Source organism: Citrobacter amalonaticus (assembly GCF_018323885.1).
GTDB classification, from domain to species: domain Bacteria; phylum Pseudomonadota; class Gammaproteobacteria; order Enterobacterales; family Enterobacteriaceae; genus Citrobacter_A; species Citrobacter_A amalonaticus.
This window is the reverse complement of the sequence record NZ_AP024585.1, coordinates 2,170,508-2,194,636: the sequence shown is the minus strand read 5'-3', so window position 1 is coordinate 2,194,636 and position 24,129 is coordinate 2,170,508. Positions and strand designations below refer to the sequence as shown.

General features: G+C 54.8%; 23 protein-coding genes and 1 pseudogene. 13 read left to right on the top strand and 11 right to left on the bottom strand.

The genetic code is table 11. The annotated features are described in order from the left end of the window. Positions 1 to 40 precede the first annotated feature (40 nt). The 3 genes from pdxH to anmK form a co-directional block, all read right to left on the bottom strand. Positions 41 to 697 carry a pyridoxamine 5'-phosphate oxidase gene (pdxH, locus tag KI228_RS10320; protein WP_043000796.1) on the bottom strand — a complete coding sequence of 219 codons (657 nt, stop codon included), beginning with the start codon at positions 695 to 697 and terminating at the stop codon, positions 41 to 43. A 58-nt stretch (positions 698 to 755) separates the two neighbouring features. Further along, complete coding sequence (gene mliC, locus KI228_RS10315) at positions 756 to 1,079, bottom strand: C-type lysozyme inhibitor (RefSeq protein WP_043000797.1); 324 nt, start codon at positions 1,077 to 1,079, stop codon at positions 756 to 758. Positions 1,080 to 1,171: 92 nt separating this feature from the next. Beyond that, the gene (anmK, locus tag KI228_RS10310) at positions 1,172 to 2,293 is read right to left on the bottom strand and encodes an anhydro-N-acetylmuramic acid kinase (RefSeq protein ID WP_061070163.1); all 1,122 of its coding nucleotides are present in this window, start codon (positions 2,291 to 2,293) and stop codon (positions 1,172 to 1,174) included. A gap of 271 nt (positions 2,294 to 2,564) precedes the next feature. Between anmK and slyB the strand changes: the two genes are divergently transcribed. Beyond that, the gene (gene slyB, locus KI228_RS10305; RefSeq protein ID WP_043000799.1) at positions 2,565 to 3,032 is read left to right on the top strand and encodes an outer membrane lipoprotein SlyB; all 468 of its coding nucleotides are present in this window, start codon (positions 2,565 to 2,567) and stop codon (positions 3,030 to 3,032) included. Between the two features lie 44 nt (positions 3,033 to 3,076). On the opposite strand, the gene slyA is transcribed toward slyB, so the two are convergent. Then, positions 3,077 to 3,517, bottom strand: a complete 441-nt coding sequence (gene slyA, locus KI228_RS10300) for a transcriptional regulator SlyA (RefSeq protein ID WP_080343305.1) — start codon at positions 3,515 to 3,517, stop codon at positions 3,077 to 3,079. A 222-nt stretch (positions 3,518 to 3,739) separates the two neighbouring features. Between slyA and KI228_RS10295 the strand changes: the two genes are divergently transcribed. From KI228_RS10295 to KI228_RS10285, 3 genes and pseudogenes are all read left to right on the top strand, one after another. Continuing rightward, positions 3,740 to 3,949, top strand: coding sequence for a DUF1656 domain-containing protein (locus KI228_RS10295; RefSeq protein WP_043001939.1), 210 nt, complete (start codon positions 3,740 to 3,742; stop codon positions 3,947 to 3,949). Positions 3,950 to 3,951: 2 nt separating this feature from the next. Then, positions 3,952 to 4,809 (top strand): efflux RND transporter periplasmic adaptor subunit, encoded by an 858-nt coding sequence (locus tag KI228_RS10290; protein ID WP_061070164.1) that lies wholly within the window; start codon positions 3,952 to 3,954, stop codon positions 4,807 to 4,809. After that, positions 4,810 to 6,883, top strand: a pseudogene (locus KI228_RS10285) (FUSC family protein). It begins immediately after the preceding gene. Here KI228_RS10285 and sodC read toward each other — a convergent pair. The 3 genes from sodC to KI228_RS10270 form a co-directional block, all read right to left on the bottom strand. Beyond that, a complete protein-coding gene (sodC, locus tag KI228_RS10280; RefSeq protein ID WP_043000802.1) occupies positions 6,826 to 7,347 on the bottom strand; it encodes a superoxide dismutase [Cu-Zn] SodC in 522 nt (173 codons plus the stop codon). The pseudogene KI228_RS10285 and the gene sodC overlap by 58 nt on opposite strands. Before the next feature lie 78 nt (positions 7,348 to 7,425). Next, positions 7,426 to 8,322, bottom strand: coding sequence for an aldo/keto reductase (locus KI228_RS10275; RefSeq protein WP_043000803.1), 897 nt, complete (start codon positions 8,320 to 8,322; stop codon positions 7,426 to 7,428). Between the two features lie 49 nt (positions 8,323 to 8,371). Beyond that, positions 8,372 to 8,611 carry a DUF1289 domain-containing protein gene (locus KI228_RS10270; RefSeq protein ID WP_043000804.1) on the bottom strand — a complete coding sequence of 80 codons (240 nt, stop codon included), beginning with the start codon at positions 8,609 to 8,611 and terminating at the stop codon, positions 8,372 to 8,374. A 101-nt stretch (positions 8,612 to 8,712) separates the two neighbouring features. Here KI228_RS10270 and KI228_RS10265 point away from each other — a divergent pair, with 101 nt between their 5' ends. From KI228_RS10265 to KI228_RS10245, 5 genes are all read left to right on the top strand, one after another. Next, positions 8,713 to 9,312 (top strand): TetR/AcrR family transcriptional regulator, encoded by a 600-nt coding sequence (locus KI228_RS10265; protein ID WP_061070166.1) that lies wholly within the window; start codon positions 8,713 to 8,715, stop codon positions 9,310 to 9,312. Positions 9,313 to 9,369: 57 nt separating this feature from the next. After that, entirely contained in the window at positions 9,370 to 10,467 is a 1,098-nt protein-coding gene (gene nemA / locus KI228_RS10260) for an alkene reductase (protein WP_044265372.1), read from the top strand. A 98-nt stretch (positions 10,468 to 10,565) separates the two neighbouring features. After that, a complete protein-coding gene (gene gloA / locus KI228_RS10255; RefSeq protein WP_061070167.1) occupies positions 10,566 to 10,973 on the top strand; it encodes a lactoylglutathione lyase in 408 nt (135 codons plus the stop codon). Between the two features lie 104 nt (positions 10,974 to 11,077). Further along, positions 11,078 to 11,725, top strand: a complete 648-nt coding sequence (gene rnt, locus KI228_RS10250; RefSeq protein WP_043000808.1) for a ribonuclease T — start codon at positions 11,078 to 11,080, stop codon at positions 11,723 to 11,725. Between the two features lie 146 nt (positions 11,726 to 11,871). Then, positions 11,872 to 16,545 (top strand): ATP-dependent helicase, encoded by a 4,674-nt coding sequence (locus KI228_RS10245; RefSeq protein WP_061070168.1) that lies wholly within the window; start codon positions 11,872 to 11,874, stop codon positions 16,543 to 16,545. A 65-nt stretch (positions 16,546 to 16,610) separates the two neighbouring features. Here the strand turns inward: KI228_RS10245 and grxD are convergent, their stop codons facing one another. Then, positions 16,611 to 16,958, bottom strand: a complete 348-nt coding sequence (gene grxD, locus KI228_RS10240) for a monothiol glutaredoxin 4 (RefSeq protein ID WP_042319226.1) — start codon at positions 16,956 to 16,958, stop codon at positions 16,611 to 16,613. Positions 16,959 to 17,293: 335 nt separating this feature from the next. Here grxD and KI228_RS10235 point away from each other — a divergent pair, with 335 nt between their 5' ends. Continuing rightward, positions 17,294 to 18,127, top strand: coding sequence for a C40 family peptidase (locus KI228_RS10235; RefSeq protein WP_043000810.1), 834 nt, complete (start codon positions 17,294 to 17,296; stop codon positions 18,125 to 18,127). Between the two features lie 126 nt (positions 18,128 to 18,253). Beyond that, on the top strand, positions 18,254 to 18,835 hold the full coding sequence (sodB, locus tag KI228_RS10230; RefSeq protein ID WP_044254680.1) for a superoxide dismutase [Fe]: 582 nt from the start codon (positions 18,254 to 18,256) through the stop codon (positions 18,833 to 18,835). 46 nt (positions 18,836 to 18,881) lie between these two features. Here the strand turns inward: sodB and KI228_RS10225 are convergent, their stop codons facing one another. Both KI228_RS10225 and cydH read right to left on the bottom strand, forming a co-directional pair. Continuing rightward, entirely contained in the window at positions 18,882 to 20,048 is a 1,167-nt protein-coding gene (locus KI228_RS10225; RefSeq protein ID WP_043000812.1) for an MFS transporter, read from the bottom strand. A gap of 167 nt (positions 20,049 to 20,215) precedes the next feature. Further along, entirely contained in the window at positions 20,216 to 20,305 is a 90-nt protein-coding gene (gene cydH / locus KI228_RS10220) for a cytochrome bd-I oxidase subunit CydH (protein WP_086512609.1), read from the bottom strand. A gap of 293 nt (positions 20,306 to 20,598) precedes the next feature. Between cydH and purR the strand changes: the two genes are divergently transcribed. Beyond that, a complete protein-coding gene (purR, locus tag KI228_RS10215; RefSeq protein WP_044265381.1) occupies positions 20,599 to 21,624 on the top strand; it encodes an HTH-type transcriptional repressor PurR in 1,026 nt (341 codons plus the stop codon). Here the strand turns inward: purR and punR are convergent. Beyond that, positions 21,621 to 22,553, bottom strand: a complete 933-nt coding sequence (punR, locus tag KI228_RS10210) for a DNA-binding transcriptional activator PunR (RefSeq protein ID WP_043000814.1) — start codon at positions 22,551 to 22,553, stop codon at positions 21,621 to 21,623. The genes purR and punR overlap by 4 nt on opposite strands. A gap of 111 nt (positions 22,554 to 22,664) precedes the next feature. On the opposite strand from punR, the gene punC reads away from it, so the two are divergent. Further along, positions 22,665 to 23,870: a purine nucleoside transporter PunC gene (gene punC, locus KI228_RS10205; RefSeq protein ID WP_044254694.1), complete on the top strand. Its 1,206-nt coding sequence runs from the start codon at positions 22,665 to 22,667 to the stop codon at positions 23,868 to 23,870. The last annotated feature ends 259 nt before the right edge of the window (positions 23,871 to 24,129 follow it).

The window sequence follows — 24,129 nt, the reverse complement described above, 5'->3', positions numbered from 1 at the left end:
CGCACACAGCGCTAGCGCTTAACGCAACAATTTTCCGGGTTTATGGTGCGAGACGGTCAATTTTCCATGCGTCATTTTCACGCTGGTATAAAAAGCGGTCATGCAGTCGGTGCTCACCGCCCTGCCAGAACTCCATCTGTTCTATGCTGACGCGGAATCCGCCCCAGAAACTGGGCAGCGGCACTTCGCCTTGCTGGAATTTCTGTTTTAATTCGAGGAATTTACTTTCGAGGATCCCGCGCGCGGAAATGCGGCTGGACTGTTTCGAGACCCAGGCGCCAATCTGGCTGTCACGCGGACGGCTGTGGAAATACTTCACCACTTCCAGGGTCGATAAGCGTTCGGCTTTACCCGTCACCATCACTTGACGTTCCAGCATATGCCAGGGAAACAGCAGGCTGATGCGGGGATTTTTTTCGATTTGATGCGCTTTACGGCTGCCGAGGTTGGTATAGAACACCAGCCCTCTTTCATCGTAGTGTTTCAGCAACACAATACGCTGATACGGTTGGCCATTTTCGTCAACGGTCGCTACAACCATGGCGGTGGGATCCGCCAGTCTGGCGTCACATGCCTGAGCCAGCCAGCGTTCGAAAAGCGTTAACGGCTCAGCGGGAAGATCGCGGCGGCGCAGACCGCCTTTGGTGTATTCACGGCGCAGATGCGCGATTTGCTGCAATTCGTCGTTATCAGACATGGGGTTCGCTACGGATTGTCAGTGGGTGGCGCTATTGTGCGCCGCCCTGCTGGAAATCTCAACGCTTCGGGTTTTGTAACTGGCAGTTATTCAGCACGATACGGTCACGTTTGTAGACGGTCGCTCCGTCGCCTTTCGACCAGAACACATAGATTCCGTCGGTATAACGCGCGCCTGACGCCGAAATACCCTGCTTCAGATTAAGCAGTTTGTTGTCATAAACAAAATTCATCTCCTGACGGGTATTATTCAATTTTACCGTCAGCGGTTTTTCATCACACTGGTATTCCAGCGTATCCGTTTGCATACGTTCAACAAACTGGTTGTAGACGCTACAACCAGAGAGCATAAGCGGAAAACAGATGAGTAGCAGTTTTTTCATAGACGTATCCTGTAGACTTTCCTGGTCCAGGAGGGTGAATTCACCCTCCTAATCTCCACAGTGTAACGGCAGAAGACGAAAGAAAAATTCAGTTAACTCTGAGTTCGTGGGGTGGCGGGAAACACCGCGCCCAGAATGCTTGCTTCAGAGGCACCGGTCACCGAGGGCAAATTGCCCGGAAGACCAGCCAGCGTGCGCCACGCCAGCCAGGCAAATGCCAACGCTTCCATATCATCGCCGCTGATCCCGGCCTCATCGGTGGTCGTCACTTCCGTTCCCGGCAGCAGTCCTGCCAGTCGGGTCATTAACAAAGGATTACGACTACCGCCGCCGCAGACCATCAGACGTTCACAGCCCCCACTCAGCAACACCTGTTCAGAGATGGTGACCGCCGTCAGCTCCGTCAACGTCGCCTGAACATCGCGCGGCGCAATCCCCGGGAACGCCGTCAGTTGCCGTTCAATCCAGCCGTAGTTGAAGTATTCACGCCCGGTGCTTTTCGGTGCCGGTAGCGAGAACCAGGGATCGCTGAGCATCGTTTGTAGCAACGGAATAATCACCGTCCCACCGCAGGCCCATTGCGCATCTTTATCATAGGGTTTGCCGCACTGCCGCCAGATCCAGGCATCCATCAGCATATTGCCGGGTCCGGTGTCGTATCCACGCACGGGCTGCCCTGGAATCAGCAGCGACAGATTCGCAATGCCGCCAATATTGAGCACCATTCTTCGCTCGGTCGGATGCGCGAGCAGCGCCTGATGAAATGCAGGTACCAGTGGCGCGCCCTGTCCGCCCAGCGCGATATCACGACGACGGAAATCGCCGACTACCGTGATTCCGGTATGCGCCACAATTTGATTGTTATCGCCGATCTGCAGCGTATGCGGCGCCGCGCCGGTGGGTTCATGCCACACCGTTTGCCCGTGGCAACCGATAGCGATAATGTCTTGCGGACGCAGTTTTTCCTGCACCAGTAGCGCGTTGACCGCCTCGGCAAACAGTTTGCCCAACCGAACATCCAACTGCCCCAACTGGGAAAGCGTCAGAGATTGCCCCTGGCAAATATCGAGAATCGCCTGTTTAAGGGAAACAGGCATCGGCCAGGTGAGACTCCCCTGTTGGGCCACCATCGTGTCATCTATCGTCGCCAGTACGACATCAACACCATCAAGGCTGGTGCCTGACATCACGCCAATGTAACGGCCCGATTTCATACATGTTCCTTTTTAAGCATGACTTTTTGCCAACACTCCATCATAAACGCGCAGTCAATGCTACGCTTCATTCACGTTTTTCCCGAAAGCACCCTCGCCGCGTTGATTTAATAAATTCACTGAATAGTTCGTTTAAAGTTGGTTAAGCTGCCTGTTATTATGATTTCTGCATCATTCAGACAGAACATGTGACCTTAAACGCGCAAATGCCATATAATTTGACCATGAGGGATGCTTGGGTAGCGTTTCATGGTGAACAGGAGATTTTTAAATGATTAAACGTGTACTGATCGTTTCACTGGCTGGCTTATCTTTAGTGGGTTGTGCCAACACGGATAGCCTTTCAGGCGATGTCTATACCGCTTCTGAAGCGAAGCAGGTTCAGAACGTTACCTACGGGACGATTGTAAACGTGCGTCCGGTAAAAATTCAGGCTGGTGATAATGATAACGTGATCGGCGCCATTGGTGGTGCTGTGCTCGGTGGCTTCCTGGGTAACACTGTGGGTGGTGGTACGGGTCGTTCTCTGGCAACGGCGGCGGGTGCTGTCGCCGGTGGTGTCGCCGGACAAGGCGTGCAGGGTGCGATGAATAAAACGCAGGGTGTTGAACTGGAAATCCGTAAGGATGATGGCAACACCATCATGGTTGTTCAGAAACAAGGTGATACGCGTTTCTCTGCCGGACAGCGTGTCGTACTGGCCAGCAACGGTCGTCAGGTAACCGTTTCTCCGCGCTAAGTGAATTAACGTGTGGTCAGGACCTGACCACACGTTTCATGACATTAATCGTGCGACTGTAGCTCAATAATATTGTGTTCAAGTCGGGTGATCAGTTTAATCAGCAGGTCAATTTCCTGCGCAGAAATCCCTTCCAGAATTTCACCACGCGTTTTGTTGATAACCGCTTCCATATCAGCAATCAGCGGCTCTGCCTTTTCTGTCAGTTTAATCCGTTTGGCCCGGCGATCGCTGACACAGGTTTGACGCGAAATAAGCCCTTTCTCTTCGAGCTGATCCAGCGTACGTACCAGTGACGGCTGTTCGATGCCAATCGCTTTTGCCAGTTGTATCTGTGATTGATCCGGTGGCAGTTGATGAATATTATGCAGCGTAACCCAGTGCGTCTGCGTCAATTCCAGAGGCTTAAGACGGTGGTCTATCAAAGCACGCCAAATGCGCACCAACCGTGCCAGATCAGAACCTAGTGGCGATTCCAATTTCATCTCCTTATAATTAGCTTGCTAAGATATTATACTGATTTTAGAATAGTGTGCAGCAATTGTATTGCTAAAACAAATGTATTGCTGCATTTGGTTACCGACAGACATATTTTTCAGACATTACACGAAAAAAGCACGCTTCGTACCAGTTTTTGCTAAACCTGGATAAACGTAGCCTGACGCAAAGGACTATTGCTTGTGACCTCCGCACACAATACAACAGGGATGCCCTTACAGGATTTAGTGATTGGCGCATCTGTTTACTTCCCGCCGCTGTTCAAGGCCTTTGCGCTGGGATTTCTCCTCTGGCTTTTCATCCATCGCCTGCTGCGCGAACGGATTTACTCGGGTGAAATCTGGCATCCTTTATTGATGGATCTGTCAATTTTTGCCCTCTGCGTCTGTTTGGGTCTTCTTTTATTGGTTGCATGGTAATTATGACGCTGAAAACACTGAAATATTTCTCCACCATTGTGGTTGCTACCCTCGCCGTTCTGGCGGGATGGTTTATGTGGAATTATTACATGCAATCCCCGTGGACGCGTGACGGAAAGGTGCGAGCCGAACAGGTCAGCGTTACGCCGCAGGTGTCCGGCGCCATCGTCGATCTCCCGATAAAAGATAACCAGTTCGTCAACGCCGGCGATCTGCTTTTTCGTATCGATAAGACCCCTTTTCATATCGCCGAGCTCAACGCGCAGGCGCAACTGGCTAAAGCACAATCGGAACTGGCGAAAGCCAATAACGAAGCCACTCGCCGTCGTCACTTATCGCAGAATTTTATCTCCGCTGAAGAGCTGGATACCGCCAATCTGAACGTCAAAGCGATGCAGGCAAGCGTAGACGTCGCTCAGGCGACGCTCAGACAGGCGCAGTGGCAACTGGCGCAGACGGATGTCCACGCCCCGGTCTCCGGGTGGATAACCAATCTGTCGACGCGTACCGGTGACTTCGCCACCTCCGGTCAACCGTTGTTTGCCCTGGTGGACAGCCACTCCTTCTATGTGATGGGTTATTTTGAAGAAACCAAGCTGCGTCATATCCGCGAAGGCGCACCTGCCCAGATTACACTTTACAGCGGCAATATTAAGTTACAGGGTCACGTATCCAGCATTGGCCGCGCGATTTACGACCAAAGCGTGGAGAGCGATTCCGGTCTGGTGCCGGATATTAAACCCAACGTGCCCTGGGTGCGTCTGGCGCAGCGCGTTCCGGTGCGTATCGAATTTGACCAGCTTCCACGTGACGTAACGCTCGTTTCCGGCACGACCTGTAGCGTAGCGATCGCCAACTAAATGAAGCGACTGCGCGTGTCTCTGGGCAATACGCCGTGGCTGAAAGCGACGGCCGGGCAGTGGCGCTATGCCCTGCGTAATACCCTCGCGATGTGCCTGGCGCTGACGTTTGCCTACTATCTCAATCTGGATGAACCCTATTGGGCGATGACCTCCGCCGCCGTGGTCAGTTTTCCCACCGTCGGCGGCGTAATCAGTAAAAGTCTCGGGCGCATTGCCGGCAGTCTGCTGGGGGCGACCGCAGCGTTAATTCTTGCCGGGCATACGCTCAACGAACCGTGGCTGTTTTTGTTGAGCATGTCCGCCTGGATTGGTTTCTGTACGTGGGCCTGCGCGCAGTTTACCAACAATGTGGCTTATGCCTTCCAGCTCGCGGGATACACCGCCGCCATTATTGCCTTCCCGATGGTGAACATTGTCGACATCACTCAACTCTGGGATATCGCCCAGGCGCGTGTTTGCGAAGTGATTGTCGGGATCCTCTGCGGCGGCACGATGATGATGATTTTGCCCAGCACCTCCGATGGCACCGCGCTACTGACCGCGCTGAAGAACATGCACGCGCGCCTGTTGGAACACGCCAGCCTGCTGTGGCAACCTGAGTCTACTGACGCCATCCGCTCGGCCCACGAAGGGGTGATCGGGCAGATTTTGACAATGAATTTACTGCGTATTCAGGCATTCTGGAGCCATTACCGCTTCCGGCGTCAGAATGCGCTGCTGAACGTCCTGCTGCACCATCAACTGCGCCTGACCAGTGTCATCTCGAGCCTGCGCAGAATGTTACTGAACTGGCCGACGCCTCCGGCCCACACACGTGATGTTATTGACCAACTGTTGACAGCACTGGCCCGTTCACAAACTGACAGTTATGCCGTCGCGCGGATTATTGCACCACTCGCCCCCACCGACGTAAGCGACTATCGTCACGTCGCCTTTTGGCAGCGGTTACGTTATTTCTGCCGTCTCTATCTGCGTACCAGCCGTCAGCTACGCGTGATTGAAAATGGCGGCCCGCTTACTACCGTTAACATTCCGCGCGCGCCGGCGCTGGCACGGCATACCGACCACGCAGAAGCCCTCTGGAGCGGCCTGCGCACCTTCGTCACGCTAATGGTGATTGGCACATGGAGCATTGTTTCACAGTGGGAATCGGGATCGGCGGCGCTGACCCTGGCGGCCATCAGCAGCGTGCTTTACTCCGTCGTCGCCACACCGTTTAAATCACTCTCACTGCTGATGCGCACGCTGGTATTGCTCTCGCTGTTCAGTTTCGTGGTCAAGTTCGGGCTGATGGTGCAGATTAGTGACCTGTGGGAGTTCCTGCTGTTTTTGTTCCCCTTGCTGACCACCATGCAATTATTGAAATTGCAGATGCCAAAACTGGCGGGGCTTTGGGGGCAACTGATTGTCTTTATGGGTTCGTTTATCGCCGTGACCAACCCGCCGGTCTATGACTTTGCCGATTTTCTGAATGACAATACGGCGAAGATTGTCGGCGTGGCGTTGTCATGGCTGGCGTTCGCGATTTTGCGTCCCGGTTCGGATGCACGCAAAAGCCGGCGTCATATTCGGGCGCTGCGCCGGAGCTTTGTCGATCAGTTGAGCCGTTATCCGACGTACAGTGAAAATGAGTACGAGTCGCTGACCTATCACCATATCAGTCAGTTAAGCAACAGTCAGGATGCGCTGGCACGGCGTTGGCTGCTACGCTGGGGCGTGGTGTTGCTCAACTGTTCGCACGTCGTCTGGCAACTGCGCAGCTGGGAATCGCGTTCTGACCCGCTGTCGCAGGTCAGGGACATCTGTATTGCTTTACTGCATGATGTGATGAGCGAACGCGGCGTCCAGCAACGACCGCTTGCCGCGACGCTGGCTGAACTCCTGCGGATTTGCCAGACGCTTTCTCACCATCATCAACCCGCCGCGCAAGAACTGGCGGCGATCGTCTGGCGACTGTATTGTTCGCTTTCCCAACTGGAACAAGCGCCGCCAAAAGGGTCGCTGACGTCCTGATTATTTGATCACGCCACAAGCGAAACGCGCCCCACCACCGCCCAGGGGTTTGGGCTGATCGGACATATTATCGCCACCGACGTGGATCATCAGCGCTTTGTCTTTGATGTCGTTAAGAGATTTCAGGCGCGTTGCCGTGACAGGAACAATGGCTTTACCTTCGTCATTCACCACCAGCACGGGCAAATCGCCCAGGTGCCCTTCGCCATCCGGTCCGGCGTGTTTACCGGTTTTGTGCGGGTCAAAATGTCCCCCCGCAGACTCAGCAGCAGACGCTTTACCGTCTTTAATGGCAGGCTGACAGCTGCCGTTGGCATGGATATGAAAACCATGTTCTCCCGGCGGCAACGCTTTCAGATCCGGTGTAAACTCCAGTCCGTTCTCGGTTTCCGCAATGGTGACTTCCCCGATGGACTGCCCGACACCTTGCGGGGTAACCAGATTCATCTCCACTGTTTCACTGGCGGCTTGCGCCCCCGCACAGGCTAACAGGGTTAACACAGCCAGACTCAATCGCTTCATAGGACCTCCGTTCTGTATGTATGTCGGTTAAGTGTAAACCAGTGACGCGATTTTGAACGGAGATCCTCGATTTTACGTTTACGGGACGTCGTAACCCAGTGCAGCTTTACGGATACGGAACCACTGCTGACGACTCATTTTCAGAGACTCGGCTTTCACTGCCGCACGTACACGCTCGATTTTTCCGGAGCCTATGATCGGCAGCGGCTGCGACGGCAGACGCAGTATCCAGGCGTAAACCACCTGCTCAATAGAAGAGGCATTCAGTTCTTGCGCAATGACCGCCAGTTCGTTACGCAGCGGCTGGAACGCATCGTCATTAAAGAGACGTCCGCCACCAAGGCAGGACCAGGCCATTGGGCGAATACGCAGTTGCTGAAGCTGATCGAGGGTGCCGTCTAACAGCAGCGGTTGGTGAACCGGAGAGATCTCCACCTGGTTGGTCGCCAGCGTGAACGGAAGGCGCGATTGCAGCAGCGTAAACTGCGCCGGGGTGAAGTTGGAGACGCCGAAGTGACGCACTTTTCCACTCTGATGCAGATGTTTGAAGGCTTCGGCGACCTCATCGGCATCCATCAGCGGGTCCGGGCGGTGGATCAGCAGCAGATCCAGATGGTCGGTCGCCAGATTGATCAACGACTGTTCCGCACTTTTCACAATATGATCGCGGTCGGTGATGTAGTGGCCGAGCGCGTTTTCCGCACGGGCGGTGGTGGCGATCCCGCATTTGGTGACGATCTGCATCCGCTCACGCAGATGAGGAGCCAGTTTCAGCGCTTCGCCAAAGGCGGCCTCGCACAGATAGCCACCGTAAATATCCGCATGGTCCACGGTCGTGACACCTAAATCCAGGTGCTCTTCAATAAAGCTCACCAGCTCCCGGGGGGACATATTCCAGTCCATCAGTCGCCAGTATCCCATGACAAAGCGGGAGAATTCCGGGCCTTGTGGCGCAAGAGTAATACGCTGAACCATAACTGCTTCCTCGTGAAGTAAATTACAGCGAGTATATACAATTAGTGGCTTAAAAGAGTGAAGGCTGTTGAGGTTCTTCTGGCGCGGCGGGTTTATTTGCGCGTAATTTACGCAGCAGACGCTGGCGGCATAACCGCAGCACATCTTGTTTTTGTGCGTCGCTCATTTTTTGCCAGTTGAACCGCTCATCCCGACTGCGCAGGCACCCCCGGCAAAAACCGCGTTCATCTGACTGGCAAATTCCCCGACATGGGCTCTGAACGGGAAAAAACTCTAACTGCTCTGCCACGCCCTTTCCTCTTCATTAGGTCTTCACTCTATTGAAGACGTAAACACGATTTCTGGCAACCTGTCTTGCATTAGACCGACTGGTCTATTACACTCCCTGCCATGAACAAGCAAACTGAGTACGATACCCGCGAACACTTACTGGCTACCGGTGAGCATCTTTGCATGCAGCGAGGCTTTACCGGTATGGGACTGAGCGAGTTGCTCAAAACCGCCGGGGTGCCGAAAGGATCGTTTTATCACTACTTTCGCTCTAAAGAAGCCTTTGGCGTCGCAATGCTGGAACGGCATTTTGCCGGTTATCATCAGCGGCTGACGGTGCATTTTGACACGGGGCCAGGCAATTACCGCGATCGCATTCTGGCTTATTATCAGGAAACCCTGAATCAGTTTTGCCAGCAAGGAATCATCAGCGGCTGCCTGACGGTTAAACTCTCCGCCGAAGTGTGCGACCTGTCGGAAGATATGCGCACCGCAATGGACCAGGGGGCCGGGAAAATTATGGTCATCCTGGCGCAGGCGCTGGAAAAAGGACGTGATAGTCATTGTTTGACGTTTGCAGGAGAACCACTGCAGCAGGCGCAAATCCTTTATGCGCTGTGGCTGGGAGCAAATCTGCAGGCCAAAATTTCTCGCAGTGCCACCCCGCTGGAAAACGCGCTGGCACACGTGAAAAATATTATCGCAACGCCTGGTGCTTAACAGGCGTTTTATTTAACTGCTTACTAGACGACCGGTCTATTCATAACGGAAAACATTATGTCATCAGATAAACTGTTTACCCCACTGAAAGTGGGCGCGATCACCGCACCAAACCGTATTTTCATGGCCCCGCTGACGCGTCTGCGCAGCATTGAGCCTGGCGACATCCCGACTCCGTTAATGGCCGAGTATTATCGCCAACGCGCCAGCGCGGGTCTGATCATCAGCGAAGCGACGCAGATTTCCGCACAGGCGAAGGGTTATGCCGGCGCGCCGGGCCTGCACAGTGATGAGCAGATCGCCGCATGGAAGAAAATCACCGCCGGTGTTCATGCTGAAAACGGCCACATCGCCGTTCAGTTATGGCACACAGGCCGTATTTCTCACGCCAGCCTGCAACCGGGTGGACAGCCGCCGGTATCCGCATCCGCTATCAGCGCCGGGACCCGTACTTCCCTGCGTGATGAAAATGGTCAGGCTATCCGAGTGGATACCTCTATGCCACGCGCGCTGGAAACCGATGAAATCCCGGGAATCGTCAATGATTTCCGCCAGGCTATCGCCAATGCGCGTGAAGCCGGTTTCGATCTGGTTGAACTGCACTCCGCTCACGGTTATCTGCTGCATCAGTTCCTTTCCCCTTCTTCTAACCATCGTACCGATCAGTACGGCGGTAGCGTGGAGAATCGCGCGCGCCTGGTGCTGGAAGTGGTCGATGCCGGTATTAAGGAATGGGGTGCGGACCGTATCGGGATTCGCGTTTCGCCTGTTGGCACCTTCCAGAATGTCGACAATGGTCCGAACGAAGAAGCCGATGCGCTGTATCTGATTGAAGAACTGGGTAAACGCGGCATCGCCTATCTGCACATGTCTGAACCAGACTGGGCTGGCGGCAAGCCGTATACCGACGCGTTCCGCGAAAAAGTACGCGCTCGTTTCCACGGTCCGATTATCGGTGCCGGCGCCTATACGCGTGAAAAAGCAGAGACCTTAATTGAGAAGGGTCTGATCGATGCCGTCGCGTTTGGTCGTGATTACATCGCTAACCCGGATCTGGTGGCGCGTCTGCAACGTAAAGCTGAACTCAACCCGCAACGCAGTGAAAGTTTCTACGGCGGCGGTGCGGAAGGCTACACCGATTACCCGACGCTCTAATTCCCTCCATCGCATTCCTTCATTGATAGCGGCGTAAAAACGCCGCTATACTAAAACAACATTTTGAATGTATTGACCATTTTTTAAGGGGACAAAACATGCGTTTACTTCATACGATGCTGCGCGTTGGCGATCTTCAACGTTCTATTGATTTTTACACTAAAGTGCTCGGCATGAAGCTGCTGCGCACCAGTGAAAACACTGAATACAAATACTCACTGGCATTTGTCGGTTACGGCGAAGAAAGTGACGAAGCGGTGATTGAACTGACCTATAACTGGGGCGTTGACAAATACGAGCTGGGTACGGCTTATGGTCATATCGCCCTGAGCGTCGATAACGCGGCTGAAGCCTGTGAGCGCATTCGTCAGAATGGCGGTAACGTCACTCGTGAAGCTGGTCCGGTTAAAGGCGGCATGACCGTGATCGCTTTTGTTGAAGATCCGGACGGTTACAAAATTGAGCTGATCGAAGAGAAGGACGCCGGGAAAGGTCTCGGTAACTGATTCCTGCCGGGCGCAGTGGCTTTCTGCGCCCGTTGTTTTACTGCATCACTCCGCTTTTTTTGGCATAATGCGCGCTGCAATTTTTTCCGTACTAAGAGACCCTGATGTCCGATAACGCTCAACTTACCGGTCTGTGCGACCGTTTTCGTGGTTTCTATCCTGTCGTCATTGATGTTGAAACGGCCGGATTTAACGCCAGAACCGATGCGCTGCTTGAAATAGCTGCCATCACGCTGAAAATGGATGAACAAGGCTGGCTGATGCCGGACAGCACGCTGCAATTCCACGTAGAACCGTTTGAAGGCGCAAATTTGCAGCCTGAAGCACTGGCGTTTAACGGTATCGATCCATCCAACCCGCTGCGTGGCGCGGTGAGTGAATATGACGCCCTGCACGCCATTTTCAAAATGGTCCGCAAAGGCATTAAAGACAGCGGTTGCAGTCGCGCCATTATGGTCGCCCATAATGCAACGTTCGATCATAGCTTTATGATGGCTGCCGCTGAGCGTGCGTCGCTCAAACGCAACCCGTTCCATCCGTTCGTGACGTTTGATACTGCCGCCCTGAGCGGACTGGCTCTGGGACAAACGGTGCTCTCCAAAGCGTGTCTGGCGGCTGGCATGGAGTTTGACGGTACCCAGGCGCACTCAGCGCTGTACGATACCGAGCGCACCGCCGTGCTGTTTTGCGAGATAGTCAACCGCTGGAAGCGTCTCGGCGGTTGGCCGTTACCGCTACCTGAAGAAGCCTGATTCAAAGGGTCTGATAACGCTGTTTATCAGGCCGCTCCCCCGTCCACCTATACTGTATATTTGACCAGTATCAATACACCCTGCGCATTTCCCGCTATTCTGTTAAAAGGTCTTGATTCGCCAACATCGCTAAAGGGACAGGGAACATGTCAGCAAAAAATGCGCCGCCTCCGCTGCCGGATATTTTCTCACCGGCAACCCGCGACTGGTTTACCTCGGCATTTCAGCATCCTACGCCGGTACAGTCGCAAACGTGGGCCGTGACCGCCGCGAATCAGCACGCGCTGGTGATCGCCCCGACCGGTTCGGGGAAAACCCTTGCCGCGTTTCTCTATGCCCTGGATAGCCTGTTTCGTGAAGGCGAGGCAGCGCACGCCACCTCCTCCTCCGACAAAGAAAAGAAAGTCACCCGAATCCTCTATATTTCCCCGATAAAAGCCCTGGGTACGGATGTCCAGCGCAACCTGCAAATTCCCCTGCTGGGGATTAGCGAAGAACGGAAGAAATCCGGCGCGCCAGAGGTGGCTATTCGGGTTGGGATCCGCACCGGCGATACGTCGCCTCAGGAGCGTGCGAAGCTGAGTCGTCATCCGCCCGATATTCTGATCACCACGCCGGAGTCGCTTTATCTGATGCTCACCTCCCGCGCCAGAGAGACGCTGCGCGGCGTTGAAACGGTGATCGTCGATGAAGTACATGCGGTAGCTGGCACAAAACGCGGCGCGCATCTCGCGCTGAGTCTCGAACGGCTGGATGCGCTTCTGGCAACGTCGGCGCAGCGCATTGGTTTGTCGGCGACCGTGCGTTCGGTTACAGCCGTTGCCGCTTTTCTGGGCGGCGATCGTCCGGTTACCGTTATCAATCCGCCTTCTACCCGTCACCCGGATATCCACATCGTCGCTCCAGCCGCCAATCTTGATGACGTCTTAGCGGACAATAGCGACAGCGGCGAGGCCATTCACAAGGGGCGAGAAGGTTCCATCTGGCCGCGCATTGAAGCCGGTATTCTCGATCAAATCCTTAGCCATCGTTCCACCATTGTTTTCACCAACTCGCGTGGGCTGGCGGAAAAGCTGACGGCCCGCCTGAACGAGCTGTATCTCTCGCGACGACAAGCGTTGCCCCAACCGCAGGCAGAGCCGGTGCACTTTGACTCGCTAACCGGGTCCACCAGTAACCGGGCGCAGGACGCCGCAGAATACATTGCCCGTTCGCATCATGGTTCGGTGTCCAAAGAACAGCGCGCCGTCACCGAGCATGCGCTGAAATCCGGCGAACTTCGCTGCGTGGTGGCGACCTCCAGTCTGGAACTGGGGATCGACATGGGGGCGGTTGATCTGGTGATTCAGGTGGCGACGCCCCTTTCTGTCGCCAGCGGCCTGCAGCGCATCGGGCGCGCCAGTCACCAGGTCGGCGGGGTATCAAAGGGGCTGTTCTACCCCAGAACCCGTCGGGATCTGATTGACTCTGCCGTCATCGTCGAGTGTATGTACGCCGGACAACTGGAAACGCTGACGCCGCCACGCAACCCGCTGGATATTCTGGCGCAGCAAACCGTTGCTGCCGTATCAATGGATCCACTCAATGTTGATGACTGGTATGCCCTCGTCCGCCGGGCTTCACCGTGGCAGGATTTGCCGAGAAGCGCATTTGACGCCACGCTGGATATGCTGGCAGGGCGCTATCCCTCCGGCGATTTTGCCGTCTTCCGACCGCGCATAATCTGGAACCGCGAAACCGGGTTATTAACGGCCCGTCCTGGCGCGCAGCTTCTGGCGGTAACCAGCGGCGGTACCATTCCGGACCGCGGCATGTTCAGCGTGCTGCTTCCCGAAGGGGATGAACAAGCCGGATCGCGTCGCGTAGGCGAACTGGATGAAGAAATGGTGTACGAGTCACGCGTCAACGACATCATCACGCTGGGTGCTACCTCGTGGCGAATTCAACAAATCACCCGCGATCAGGTTATCGTTGTCCCCGCGCCCGGACGCTCGGCCAGACTGCCGTTCTGGCGCGGCGAAGGCGTCGGGCGCCCGGCGGAACTGGGAGAACGCATTGGTGATTTTATCCATACGATGTCCGATGACAACGCAGAACGCCGGCTCTCACCCCGACTGCGCGATGACAATGTTCTGTCGAATATCAAAGGGTTAATTGACGATCAAAAAAATGCTACGGGCGTGCTCCCCTGGAGTCGTCATCTGGTGCTTGAGCGCTGTCGCGATGAAATGGGTGACTGGCGGGTTATTCTGCATTCCCCTTATGGTCGTCGGGTACACGCGCCCTGGGCGCTGGCGATTGCCGGACGCCTCCATGCGCAGTGGGGGGCTGACGCGTCGATTGTTGCCAGTGATGATGGGATTGTCGCGCGCATACCGGACAGCGACGGGAAACTGCCCGATGCCGCTATTTTCCTGTTTGAACCGGAAAAACTGCTGCGCATTGTCCGGGAGGCCGTCAGCAGTACGGCACTGTTTGCTGCCCGCTTCAGAGAATGCGCCGCCCGCGCCCTGCTGATGCCGGGCCGCACGCCAGGGCGTCGTTCGCCGCTCTGGCAGCAACGCCTGCGCGCCAGTCAGCTTCTGGAAATCGCGGCGGGCTATCCTGATTTCCCCATTATTCTGGAAACGGCTCGTGAGTGCCTGCAGGACGTTTACGATCTCGACGCACTTGAGCAGGTCATACGCCGGTTGAACACCGGCGAGATCCAGATTTCTGAAGTGACCACGCCAACCCCCTCACCCTTCGCCACCGATCTACTCTTCGGCTACGTCGCGGAATTTATGTACGCCACCGACGCGCCGCTGGCGGAACGTCGGGCTTCGGTACTGGCGCTGGACAGCGAACTGCTGGGCAACCTGTTAGGCCAGGGCGATCCACTGGAGTTGCTTGACCCGGAAATTATCCGCCAGGTTGAAGATGAACTTCAGCGGCGGGCGGCGGGCAGGAAAGCCCAGGGGATGGAAGGCGTTTACGATTTACTGCGCGAACTGGGACCAATGAGCGTCGACGAAATTGCCGCCAGACACGAAGGAACGCTCGCTGACATCAGGACATGGCTTGATGAGCTGTCCGCTGAAAAACGTATTTTCCCGGTCGTTATCGCGGACACGGCGCAGATGGCCTGCACGGACGATGCAGCCAGACTTCGTGACGCGCTGGGTATTCGCCTGCCTGCGACGATTTCACCGGCGTGGCTGCATCCGGTGAACGCGCCGCTGCGCGATCTTTTCCTACGCTTCAGCCGTACCCACACGTTGTTTACTCGCACCCAGATTGCGCAGACGTTCGGGTTGGGGGTAGCCGTCGCCGGCGATCAACTGCGTCAATTGCGCGATGAGGGTGTCCTCATTCCGTTGCGTGCCAGTACTTCTGCCACGCCTGACGAAGCGTCAACGTGGGTGAATGAGGACGTATTTCATCGTCTTCGCATCCGCTCGCTGCATGCGGCAAGAGAGGCAACCCGTCCGGTTCCGGCAACGAGCTACACCCGACTGTTGCTGGAGCGTCAGGGACTTATTTCATCCGCCGACGGCAGCCCTGCGCGCCTTCCGTCCTCCTCCACGGGTACGCTGGAAGGAAGTGACGGCGTCACGCGTGTTATTGAACAACTGGCCGGAGTCGGCCTGCCTGCCTCGTTGTGGGAAAGCCAGATTTTCCCTGCTCGTGTCCGTGATTATTCACCGGATATGCTCGATGAGTTGCTGGCGACGGGTGAAGTCATCTGGTCAGGACAAAAGAAACTGGGCGACGATGATGGACGGGTGGTACTGCATTTACGGGATTACCTGGCAGAAACGCTTTCCCCGCCATCCGGTGACAGCGAGGCGATTTCAGACTTACAGCGCGCAATTTTGGACGTTCTTTCTGGTGGTGGCGCATGGTTTGCGCAGCAACTTAGCGCGTTGATTCAGACGCGTGCGGCAGACGCTGGCGGTGACGAGTGGTTAACGCCAGCCACGCTGCATGAGGCACTTTGGGGTCTGGTCTGGCAAGGGTATATCACGACCGATATCTGGGCTCCGCTGCGTGGCCTGACGCGTACTGTCGCCGCATCGCGCCAGCCGTCACGACGTTCGCCGCGTATGCGTCGTGGACGCCCGGCTTATGCCGCGCCGCGCCTCTCGTCCATCGCTGTACCGGTTTCTTACACCACGCCTGCGCTGGCCGGTCGCTGGTCGCTGCTGCCGCGAGAGACGTTGAATGATACTGAAAGGATGCTGGCCTGTGCCGAGAATATGCTCGATCGCTACGGCGTAATTGGTCGCCAGGCCGTGATTGCCGAGAATGTGCCTGGCGGCTTTCCCGCCATGCAGACGCTGTGCCGAAGCATGGAAGATTCTGGGCGAATTCTGCGTGGGCGGTTCGTGGAGGGAATGGGCGGCGCACAGTTTGCCGAGCGGGACACTGTCGATCGTCTTCGCGATCTGACGTCGTCGACGTCTGAACAACAGGCGTTTACGGCGGTGGCGCTATCTGCGAACGATCCCGCTAATCCCTGGGGAACGCTACTACCGTGGCCGACGCATCCGTCATCTCTGGTCCCCGGGCGGCGTAACGGCGCGTTTGTCGTGATTTCCGCTGGACAGTTGCGGCTGTACCTTGCTCAGGGAGGAAAAAAGATGATGATCTGGACAGAAAATGAGGAAATGCCTTCGCCGGAGATTTTCAGGGCGCTGGCGAGCGCCTTACGCCGTGAACCGCGACTGCGTTTCACACTGTCGGAAGTTAACGATAAACCGGTACGGCAAACCCCTATCTTTACCCTGCTACGGGAAGTCGGGTTTTCCAGTTCGCCGCAGGGGCTGGACTGGGGATAGGAAGCGCAGAAATGAAAAGGAGCTTAACCTGAGTCAGGAAAAGCTCCCCTTTAACCGTCTACTGATTACTCAGCGTCTGATTCTTCAGATTTGTATTTTGCAGCGGTCTCTTTGATCAACTGCTGCAGTTCGCCGCGCTGGTACATTTCGATCAAAATGTCGCAGCCGCCAACCAGTTCACCATCAACCCACAGCTGTGGGAAGGTCGGCCAGTTTGCATATTTTGGCAGTTCTGCGCGAATATCCGGGTTTTGCAGAATATCCACATAGGCAAAACGCTCACCACAGGCGGAAAGTGCCTGCACAGCCTGGGCGGAGAAGCCGCAGCTTGGCAGTTTTGGAGAACCTTTCATATACAGGAGAATCGGGTTTTCAGCGATCTGGCGCTGGATTTTTTCGATAGTGGTGCTCATTGTCTTGCTTCCTTAACTTCTTTTACGGCAGTCGACTGACATTGTAGCGTTTCAGAGCGACATCGGAAAATAACATTTTCATTACGCTTTACTATTTTATCGTCTGAACGCATAAGTTGCATTCCCAATAATAGTTTCCTCAGTGCCTGTGTCGAAAGTGTGCGCTAAATAAGCAGATTTAGCTTTGGCTGCTGTTTTTTTTTGCACTCAATAGCGAAACCGTATTTTTAACAATAAAAGCTATTAACTTTATTCGTTTCTATAGATTAGAATCATCAGGTTTTGTAAATCACACGCAGGTATGATTGCGACCTGCCTTAACAGAGGAATGCTCAGTGGCGCGGATAAACCGACTTTCCCTCACGCTCTGTGCTTTGCTATTTACAACGATTCCCTTTATGCCGATGGCACATGCGTCCAAGCAAGCCAGGGATACGGCTGGTCTTACGGATAGTAAGAAAACCAGCAACAAAAAGAAAAGTACGGCAACAGCAAAAAAAACGAATAAAACCAATCAAAAAACCGCCAGGAAAACGACCAGCAAAACCAGCACGAAAACCGCCTCTTCTTCTAAGAAAAAAATCACCGCCTCTGCCAAAACCAGCAAAACAGCCAGTCGCAAAAGTAAAACCGTCGCTGCGAAAAAGACAGCCGCTGTCAGCTGGAGTGAAAAGTGCACCCCGCGTAAAGGACACAAGCCGACGTGTGTGAAAGTGAAGAACACGGCGTCAGGAAAGATTGCGGATGCCCATAAAGTGAAAGTGCAAAAAGCGACCAGCACGGCGATGAACAAATTAATGAGTCAGATTGGCAAGCCGTACCGCTGGGGTGGTACGTCTCCGCGCACCGGTTTCGATTGCAGCGGTCTGGTTTATTACGCTTATAAAGATCTGGTTAAATTCCGTATTCCGCGCACAGCAAATGAAATGTATCACCTGCGTGATGCCGCACCGATTGATCGTGGGGAATTGAAAAATGGCGATCTGGTGTTCTTCCGCACTCAGGGACGTGGTACTGCCGATCACGTCGGCGTTTATGTCGGCAACGGCAAATTTATTCAGTCACCGCGCAGCGGTCAGGAAATCCAGATCACATCGCTCAGCGAAGATTACTGGCAACGCCACTATGTCGGCGCTCGCCGGGTCATGACGCCCAAAACTATTCGTTAAAACTTTACCCTGTTGTTAACGCAACAGGGTAAGTTCATCTTTTGTCTCACCTTTCAATTTGCTACCCTATCCTTACGCACAATAAGGTTATTGCGCGAAATACTATTAATAATAAGGAGAGAAGCAATGTCGTTCGAATTACCTGCACTACCGTATGCCAAAGATGCGCTTGCGCCGCACATTTCCGCCGAGACGCTGGAATATCACTATGGCAAACACCATCAGACCTATGTCACCAACCTGAACAACCTGATCAAAGGAACCGCCTTTGAAGGGAAATCACTGGAAGAGATCGTACGCAGTTCAGAAGGCGGCGTGTTCAATAACGCTGCTCAGGTCTGGAACCACACGTTCTACTGGAACTGCCTGGCACCGAATGCTGGTGGCGAGCCAACCGGCGAACTGGCTGACGCGATTGCCGCCTCTTTCGGCAGCTTTGCCGAGTTCAAAGCGCAATTTACCGACGCGGCGATCAAAAACTTCGGCTCTGGCTGGACCTGGCTGGTTAAAGGAAAAGAGGGCAAGCTGGCTATCGTTTCAACCTCCAACGCTGGCACGCCGTTGACCACCGACGCCACGCCGTTGATGACCGTCGACGTATGGGAGCATGCGTACTACATTGACTACCGCAATGCGCGTCCTGGCTACCTGGAACACTTTTGGGCGCTGGTAAACTGGGAGTTTGTAGCGAAGAACTTCGCCGCGTAAAAAAGATAACGCAGAAGGGAATCCCTTCTGCGTTTTTGTCCTGCCGTTAACTGGCGACGCACACCTGTTCAGGTTGTTTTCTCGCCGAGACAAACACCAGCAACAGCGCCATACCCGCCACAATCGCCCCCATCACAGGAACAAAGCTGTAGCCTAATCCGCCTGAAATGACGGCCCCGCCAGCCGCAGCGCCCAGCGCATTTCCAAGGTTAAACGCGCCAATGTTCACGGAAGATGAGAGACCCGGCGCTTCATGAGCCACACGCATGACGCGCATTTGTAACGGAGGGACGACCGCAAAGGTTGCCGCCCCCCAGACCACCATGCTGACCGCCGCGCCCAGTTCATTCTGCGCCAGGAAAGGGATCGCCAGCATAATTACCATTAGCAGCAGCAAAAAGCCCTTCAGCGTGCCATTAACCGAGCGATCGGCCAGTTTCCCTCCGAGGTAGTTGCCAATGGAGAAGCCCACACCGATCAGAACCAGCATCCCGGTCACAAAGGCCGGTGTCGCATGGGTGATGCTTTGCAGAACAGGCGAAATATAGGTATAGAGCGTGAACATGGCGCCCGCTCCCAGTACGGTAGTCAGTAGCGCGGAGAGCACCTGAGGACGCATCAGCACCGCCAGCTCTTTTTTCACTTCCGGGCGCGCCCCGGCACCGCCTTTTGGCAATGATAAGAAGAGACTCAACATCGAGATAACGCCCAGCCCCGCTGTCGCCATAAACGACATCCGCCAGCCGATGGTTTCACCCAGCCAGGTCGCCGCCGGCACACCGCCGATATTGGCGATGGTCAGCCCCATAAACATGGTCGCAACGGCGCTCGCCTGCTTGTGCTTCGGCACCACGCTTGCCGCCACCACCGAGCCCAGGCCGAAGAATGCGCCGTGGTTAAGGCTGGTTAAAATACGTGACAACATCAGCGTGGTGTAATCCGGCGAAATCGCCGAGAGCACGTTACCGAGCGTAAAGATAGCCATCAGAAAAATGAGCGCATTACGGCGTCCGCGATGTGACAGCAACAGCGTCATCAACGGCGCGCCGACCATCACGCCAACCGCATAGGCACTAATCAGCATACCTGCCGCGGGAATAGACACATCAACGCCACGCGCGATGACGGGCAGCAATCCCATTGGCGAGAATTCGGTGGTGCCGATGCCAAACGCACCAATGGCCAGCGCCAGTAACGGATAATTGATTTTCATGCAGTGATGACTCCGGCTCTTCGCGACAGGGCGCGATGCTTAACAAAGAGTCAAAAGCATGACATCAATCACAAAAAAAGAGAAGTTAACAAAAATACAAAAGACTTTTGCAGATTCAATAACAATATGGCGGGAGGTTCGAGGGAGCAGGAACTCCCCCGAGGGGATCAGTGCAGTGCCGCCGTCAGGCCGCCCGCAACGATTAAAGCCAGGACAATAAACGTGGTCACTAATGAAAATTTCAGATCGGTGCTCATCAACTTTTCTCCTTTTTATACCCACACAAAAAGTGATATAGCGCATTTTTACACACTTGAGTGTAAAAATCTCCCACGATTTAGAGTGATATGTGCTTTTAATACTTCCCCTTTTCGTAAAGATCAGACAAAATTCGACGCTTACTTGATTAGCGTACCGGCCATTGACCCCTTCCTGACGTTCCGTGTCGTTTCCCGGCGTGCCGCAGCCCTGACGTTGGGCACAGGATGAGTAAAGGCAAACGTTTACTTGGCGTAATTTAATGTTCAGGTTGGGTCTGGAGTGAGATTTAATGGCAACAATTAAAGATGTAGCGAAGCGCGCAAACGTTTCCACTACAACCGTGTCACACGTAATTAACAAAACGCGTTTCGTCGCTGAAGAAACACGCAATGCAGTGTGGGCGGCAATCAAAGAATTGCACTATTCCCCCAGCGCGGTTGCCCGTAGCCTGAAAGTTAACCATACCAAATCTATCGGTTTGCTGGCGACGAGCAGCGAAGCCCCCTATTTTGCTGAAATTATTGAAGCGGTTGAGAAGAACTGCTTCCAGAAGGGCTATACCCTGATCCTCGGCAACGTCTGGAACAACCTGGAAAAGCAGCGTGCCTATCTGTCGATGATGGCGCAAAAACGCGTTGATGGCCTGCTGGTAATGTGTTCCGAATACCCCGATCCCCTGCTCTCGATGCTGGAAGAATATCGTCATATCCCAATGGTGGTGATGGACTGGGGCGAAGCCAAAGCCGACTTCACTGATACGGTGATTGATAACGCCTTCGAGGGCGGCTACATGGCAGGCCGTTACCTCGTCGAGCGAGGGCATCGCGAAATTGGCGTGATCCCAGGACTGATGGAGCGTAACACCGGCGCAGGCCGTTTGGCCGGATTTATGAAAGCGATGGATGAAGCGCTGATTAAAGTGCCTGAAAACTGGATTGTTCAAGGCGACTTCGAGCCGGAATCCGGCTACCGCGCCATGCAGCAAATTCTGTCGCAGGCGCATCGCCCAACGGCGGTCTTCTGTGGCGGCGATGTCATGGCGATGGGCGCCCTTTGCGCCGCTGATGAGATGGGTCTGCGCGTCCCGCAGGACGTGTCGCTGATAGGCTACGACAACGTGCGCAACGCCCGCTTCTTTACACCAGCGTTGACCACCATCCACCAGCCGAAAGATTCACTGGGTGAGACGGCCTTTAATATGTTACTGGACCGTATCGTCAATAAACGCGAAGAGTCGCAGTCTATTGAAGTCCACCCGCGCCTGGTGGAGCGCCGCTCCGTGGCGGATGGCCCGTTCCGCGACTACCGTCGTTAAGCCTCTTCTGCGGGAGTCTCATCGGGCTCCCGCAGCCACTCTTTGTTCAGCGTTTCACTGTCTCCCAGATAGTCCAGCAGCCAGATCAGCGCAGGTGACATATCATTCTGCTGCCAGGTCAGGCAACAGGCCGCATCCGGGAAAGGATTCTCCAGATTTAACGCGACCCACTGCCCCTTGTTGAGATACGGCTTGGCGAAATGTGTCGGGACCATGCCGACACAGAGTCCGGCGCTGATACAGGTCGCGGAAGAATCCCAGTCCGGCACCACCACCCGCTTCTGATTGTCCAGCAGCCAAGTCACGCGTTTCGGCAGCGTGCGGGAGGTATCTTCCAGCACCAGCGACGGCCAGTTGCGCAACGTGTCATCGCTTAACGGCCCGCTCATGGCGGCCAGCGGATGCGTACTGGCAACGACACAACACCAGCTCAGCTTACCCATATCGCGGAAAGTGTATCGTCCGCCAACCGGGATCGCCTGGGTTGCCCCGATGGCGAGTTCGACCCGACCATCTGACAGCGCGTCCCAGACGCCATTAAACACCTCCTGGAAGACCAGTAGTTCCACGTCATCAAAGTGGCGGTAGAAATCGACGATCAATTGCCGCGTGCGTTCCGGGCGCACGATATTGTCCACCGCAATGGGGAGTTGCCCACGCCAGCCGTTAGCGATCTGCTGACACTGTTGACGCGTGATCTGCATTTTTTTGATGACAGAGCGGCCTTCTTTCAAAAACCAGGCGCCCGCCGGCGTTAACACCACATCACGATGGCGACGTTCAAAAAGCGGGACGGCCAGCCACTCTTCCAGTTGGCGAACCGTATAGCTGACCGCTGAAGGCACCCGGTGCAACTCCTGGGCCGCGGAACTGAAGCTCCCGTTGCGTGCCACGGCATCGACCACTTCCAGCGCATATTCTGACCACATAATCTGCCTACAAAATTTTTGAATGCAATAAACAAATATTACCGTTTCACAAGCCCAAATTCACTCCCTACACTCTGCGCCAGTGTGATTAATCAAAATTAGAGTACAACTATGCAACCAGGAAAAGGGTTTTTAGTCTGGCTGGCAGGGCTCAGCGTGTTGGGTTTTCTGGCAACCGACATGTATTTGCCCGCTTTTGCCGCCATTCAATCTGACCTGCAAACACCGGCCTCTGCCGTCAGCGCCAGCCTGAGTCTGTTTTTAGCAGGCTTTGCCGTCGCCCAACTGCTGTGGGGACCCCTCTCTGACCGTTATGGCCGTAAACCGATCCTGTTGCTGGGTCTGTCTGTCTTCGCCCTCGGTAGCCTGGGTATGCTGTGGGTGGAGAGCGCAACGGGCCTGTTAGTACTGCGTTTTATTCAGGCCGTGGGAGTCTGCGCGGCGACCGTCATCTGGCAGGCGCTGGTTACCGATTACTATCCTTCGCATAAAATTAACCGCATTTTCGCGACCATCATGCCGCTGGTCGGGCTGTCTCCTGCACTGGCGCCGTTATTAGGCAGTTGGATTCTGACCCATCTTTCCTGGCAGGCGATCTTTGCCACGCTGTTTTTCATCACGCTGCTGCTGATGCTGCCCGCCCTGTTTTTAAAGCCCACCACCCGAGCTCGCGATGACAGCAAGGACAAACTGACGTTCACCACCCTGCTGCGTGCGAAAGCGTACCGCGGCAACGTCCTGATTTACGCCGCCTGTTCTGCCAGCTTCTTTGCGTGGTTGACCGGTTCCCCGTTTATTTTGAGTGAAATGGGCTACAGCCCGGCGGTGATTGGGCTGAGCTACGTACCGCAGACCATTGCTTTTCTGATTGGCGGCTATGGCTGTCGCGCCGCGTTGCAAAAATGGCAGGGACAACAACTCCTGCCCTGGCTGCTGGTTATCTATGCGCTGAGCGTGGTGGCAACCTGGGCGGCAAGTTTTATCCATCACATCACGCTTGCAGAGATCCTGATCCCCTTCTGCATAATGGCGATTGCCAACGGGGCTATTTACCCGATTGTGGTTGCCCAGGCGCTGCGTCCATTCCCGCAGGCGACGGGTCGTGCCGCAGCCCTGCAAAATACCCTGCAGTTGGGTCTGTGCTTCCTGGCAAGCCTGGTCGTTTCCTGGCTTATCAGCACACCGCTGTTGACCACGACCAGCGTGATGTTGTCTACGGTGGTACTGGCTGGACTGGGCTATAAGATGCAACTGCATCCTTCTAACGACTGTGCGCAGCATGATAATTGCGGGATTGCCCACAGCGAATCCCATTGATATCACTCATAATCACCGTTAATTAGTCGGCTAACAATTTTTGGTTGTATCATCGTTTTTTGAGGCCTATACTAAATTTCGGTTGTTAAAAATTACGATAATTATTATGTGTTAACGGGAACCGGAGCGTTCCCGGTTCCCCATGGATGGCCTTTTCGGCAAGGGGTCCTCCCTTCCTCTGTTCTACGTCGGATAATAGACTCGCGGAATGTTTCCGTGAGATTTCTCACAAAGCCCAAAAAGCGTCTACGCTGTTTTA

Excerpts from the sequence above, each read along its gene's own strand:
- pdxH (WP_043000796.1), bottom strand. The coding sequence starts at position 697 with ATGTCTGATAACGACGAATTGCAGCAAATCGCGCATCTGCGCCGTGAA.
- mliC (WP_043000797.1), bottom strand. The coding sequence starts at position 1,079 with ATGAAAAAACTGCTACTCATCTGTTTTCCGCTTATGCTCTCTGGTTGT.
- anmK (WP_061070163.1), bottom strand. The coding sequence starts at position 2,293 with ATGAAATCGGGCCGTTACATTGGCGTGATGTCAGGCACCAGCCTTGAT.
- slyB (WP_043000799.1), top strand. The coding sequence starts at position 2,565 with ATGATTAAACGTGTACTGATCGTTTCACTGGCTGGCTTATCTTTAGTG.
- slyA (WP_080343305.1), bottom strand. The coding sequence starts at position 3,517 with ATGAAATTGGAATCGCCACTAGGTTCTGATCTGGCACGGTTGGTGCGC.
- KI228_RS10295 (WP_043001939.1), top strand. The coding sequence starts at position 3,740 with ATGCCCTTACAGGATTTAGTGATTGGCGCATCTGTTTACTTCCCGCCG.
- KI228_RS10290 (WP_061070164.1), top strand. The coding sequence starts at position 3,952 with ATGACGCTGAAAACACTGAAATATTTCTCCACCATTGTGGTTGCTACC.
- sodC (WP_043000802.1), bottom strand. The coding sequence starts at position 7,347 with ATGAAGCGATTGAGTCTGGCTGTGTTAACCCTGTTAGCCTGTGCGGGG.
- KI228_RS10275 (WP_043000803.1), bottom strand. The coding sequence starts at position 8,322 with ATGGTTCAGCGTATTACTCTTGCGCCACAAGGCCCGGAATTCTCCCGC.
- KI228_RS10265 (WP_061070166.1), top strand. The coding sequence starts at position 8,713 with ATGAACAAGCAAACTGAGTACGATACCCGCGAACACTTACTGGCTACC.
- nemA (WP_044265372.1), top strand. The coding sequence starts at position 9,370 with ATGTCATCAGATAAACTGTTTACCCCACTGAAAGTGGGCGCGATCACC.
- gloA (WP_061070167.1), top strand. The coding sequence starts at position 10,566 with ATGCGTTTACTTCATACGATGCTGCGCGTTGGCGATCTTCAACGTTCT.
- rnt (WP_043000808.1), top strand. The coding sequence starts at position 11,078 with ATGTCCGATAACGCTCAACTTACCGGTCTGTGCGACCGTTTTCGTGGT.
- KI228_RS10245 (WP_061070168.1), top strand. The coding sequence starts at position 11,872 with ATGTCAGCAAAAAATGCGCCGCCTCCGCTGCCGGATATTTTCTCACCG.
- grxD (WP_042319226.1), bottom strand. The coding sequence starts at position 16,958 with ATGAGCACCACTATCGAAAAAATCCAGCGCCAGATCGCTGAAAACCCG.
- sodB (WP_044254680.1), top strand. The coding sequence starts at position 18,254 with ATGTCGTTCGAATTACCTGCACTACCGTATGCCAAAGATGCGCTTGCG.
- KI228_RS10225 (WP_043000812.1), bottom strand. The coding sequence starts at position 20,048 with ATGAAAATCAATTATCCGTTACTGGCGCTGGCCATTGGTGCGTTTGGC.
- cydH (WP_086512609.1), bottom strand. The coding sequence starts at position 20,305 with ATGAGCACCGATCTGAAATTTTCATTAGTGACCACGTTTATTGTCCTG.
- purR (WP_044265381.1), top strand. The coding sequence starts at position 20,599 with ATGGCAACAATTAAAGATGTAGCGAAGCGCGCAAACGTTTCCACTACA.
- punR (WP_043000814.1), bottom strand. The coding sequence starts at position 22,553 with ATGTGGTCAGAATATGCGCTGGAAGTGGTCGATGCCGTGGCACGCAAC.
- punC (WP_044254694.1), top strand. The coding sequence starts at position 22,665 with ATGCAACCAGGAAAAGGGTTTTTAGTCTGGCTGGCAGGGCTCAGCGTG.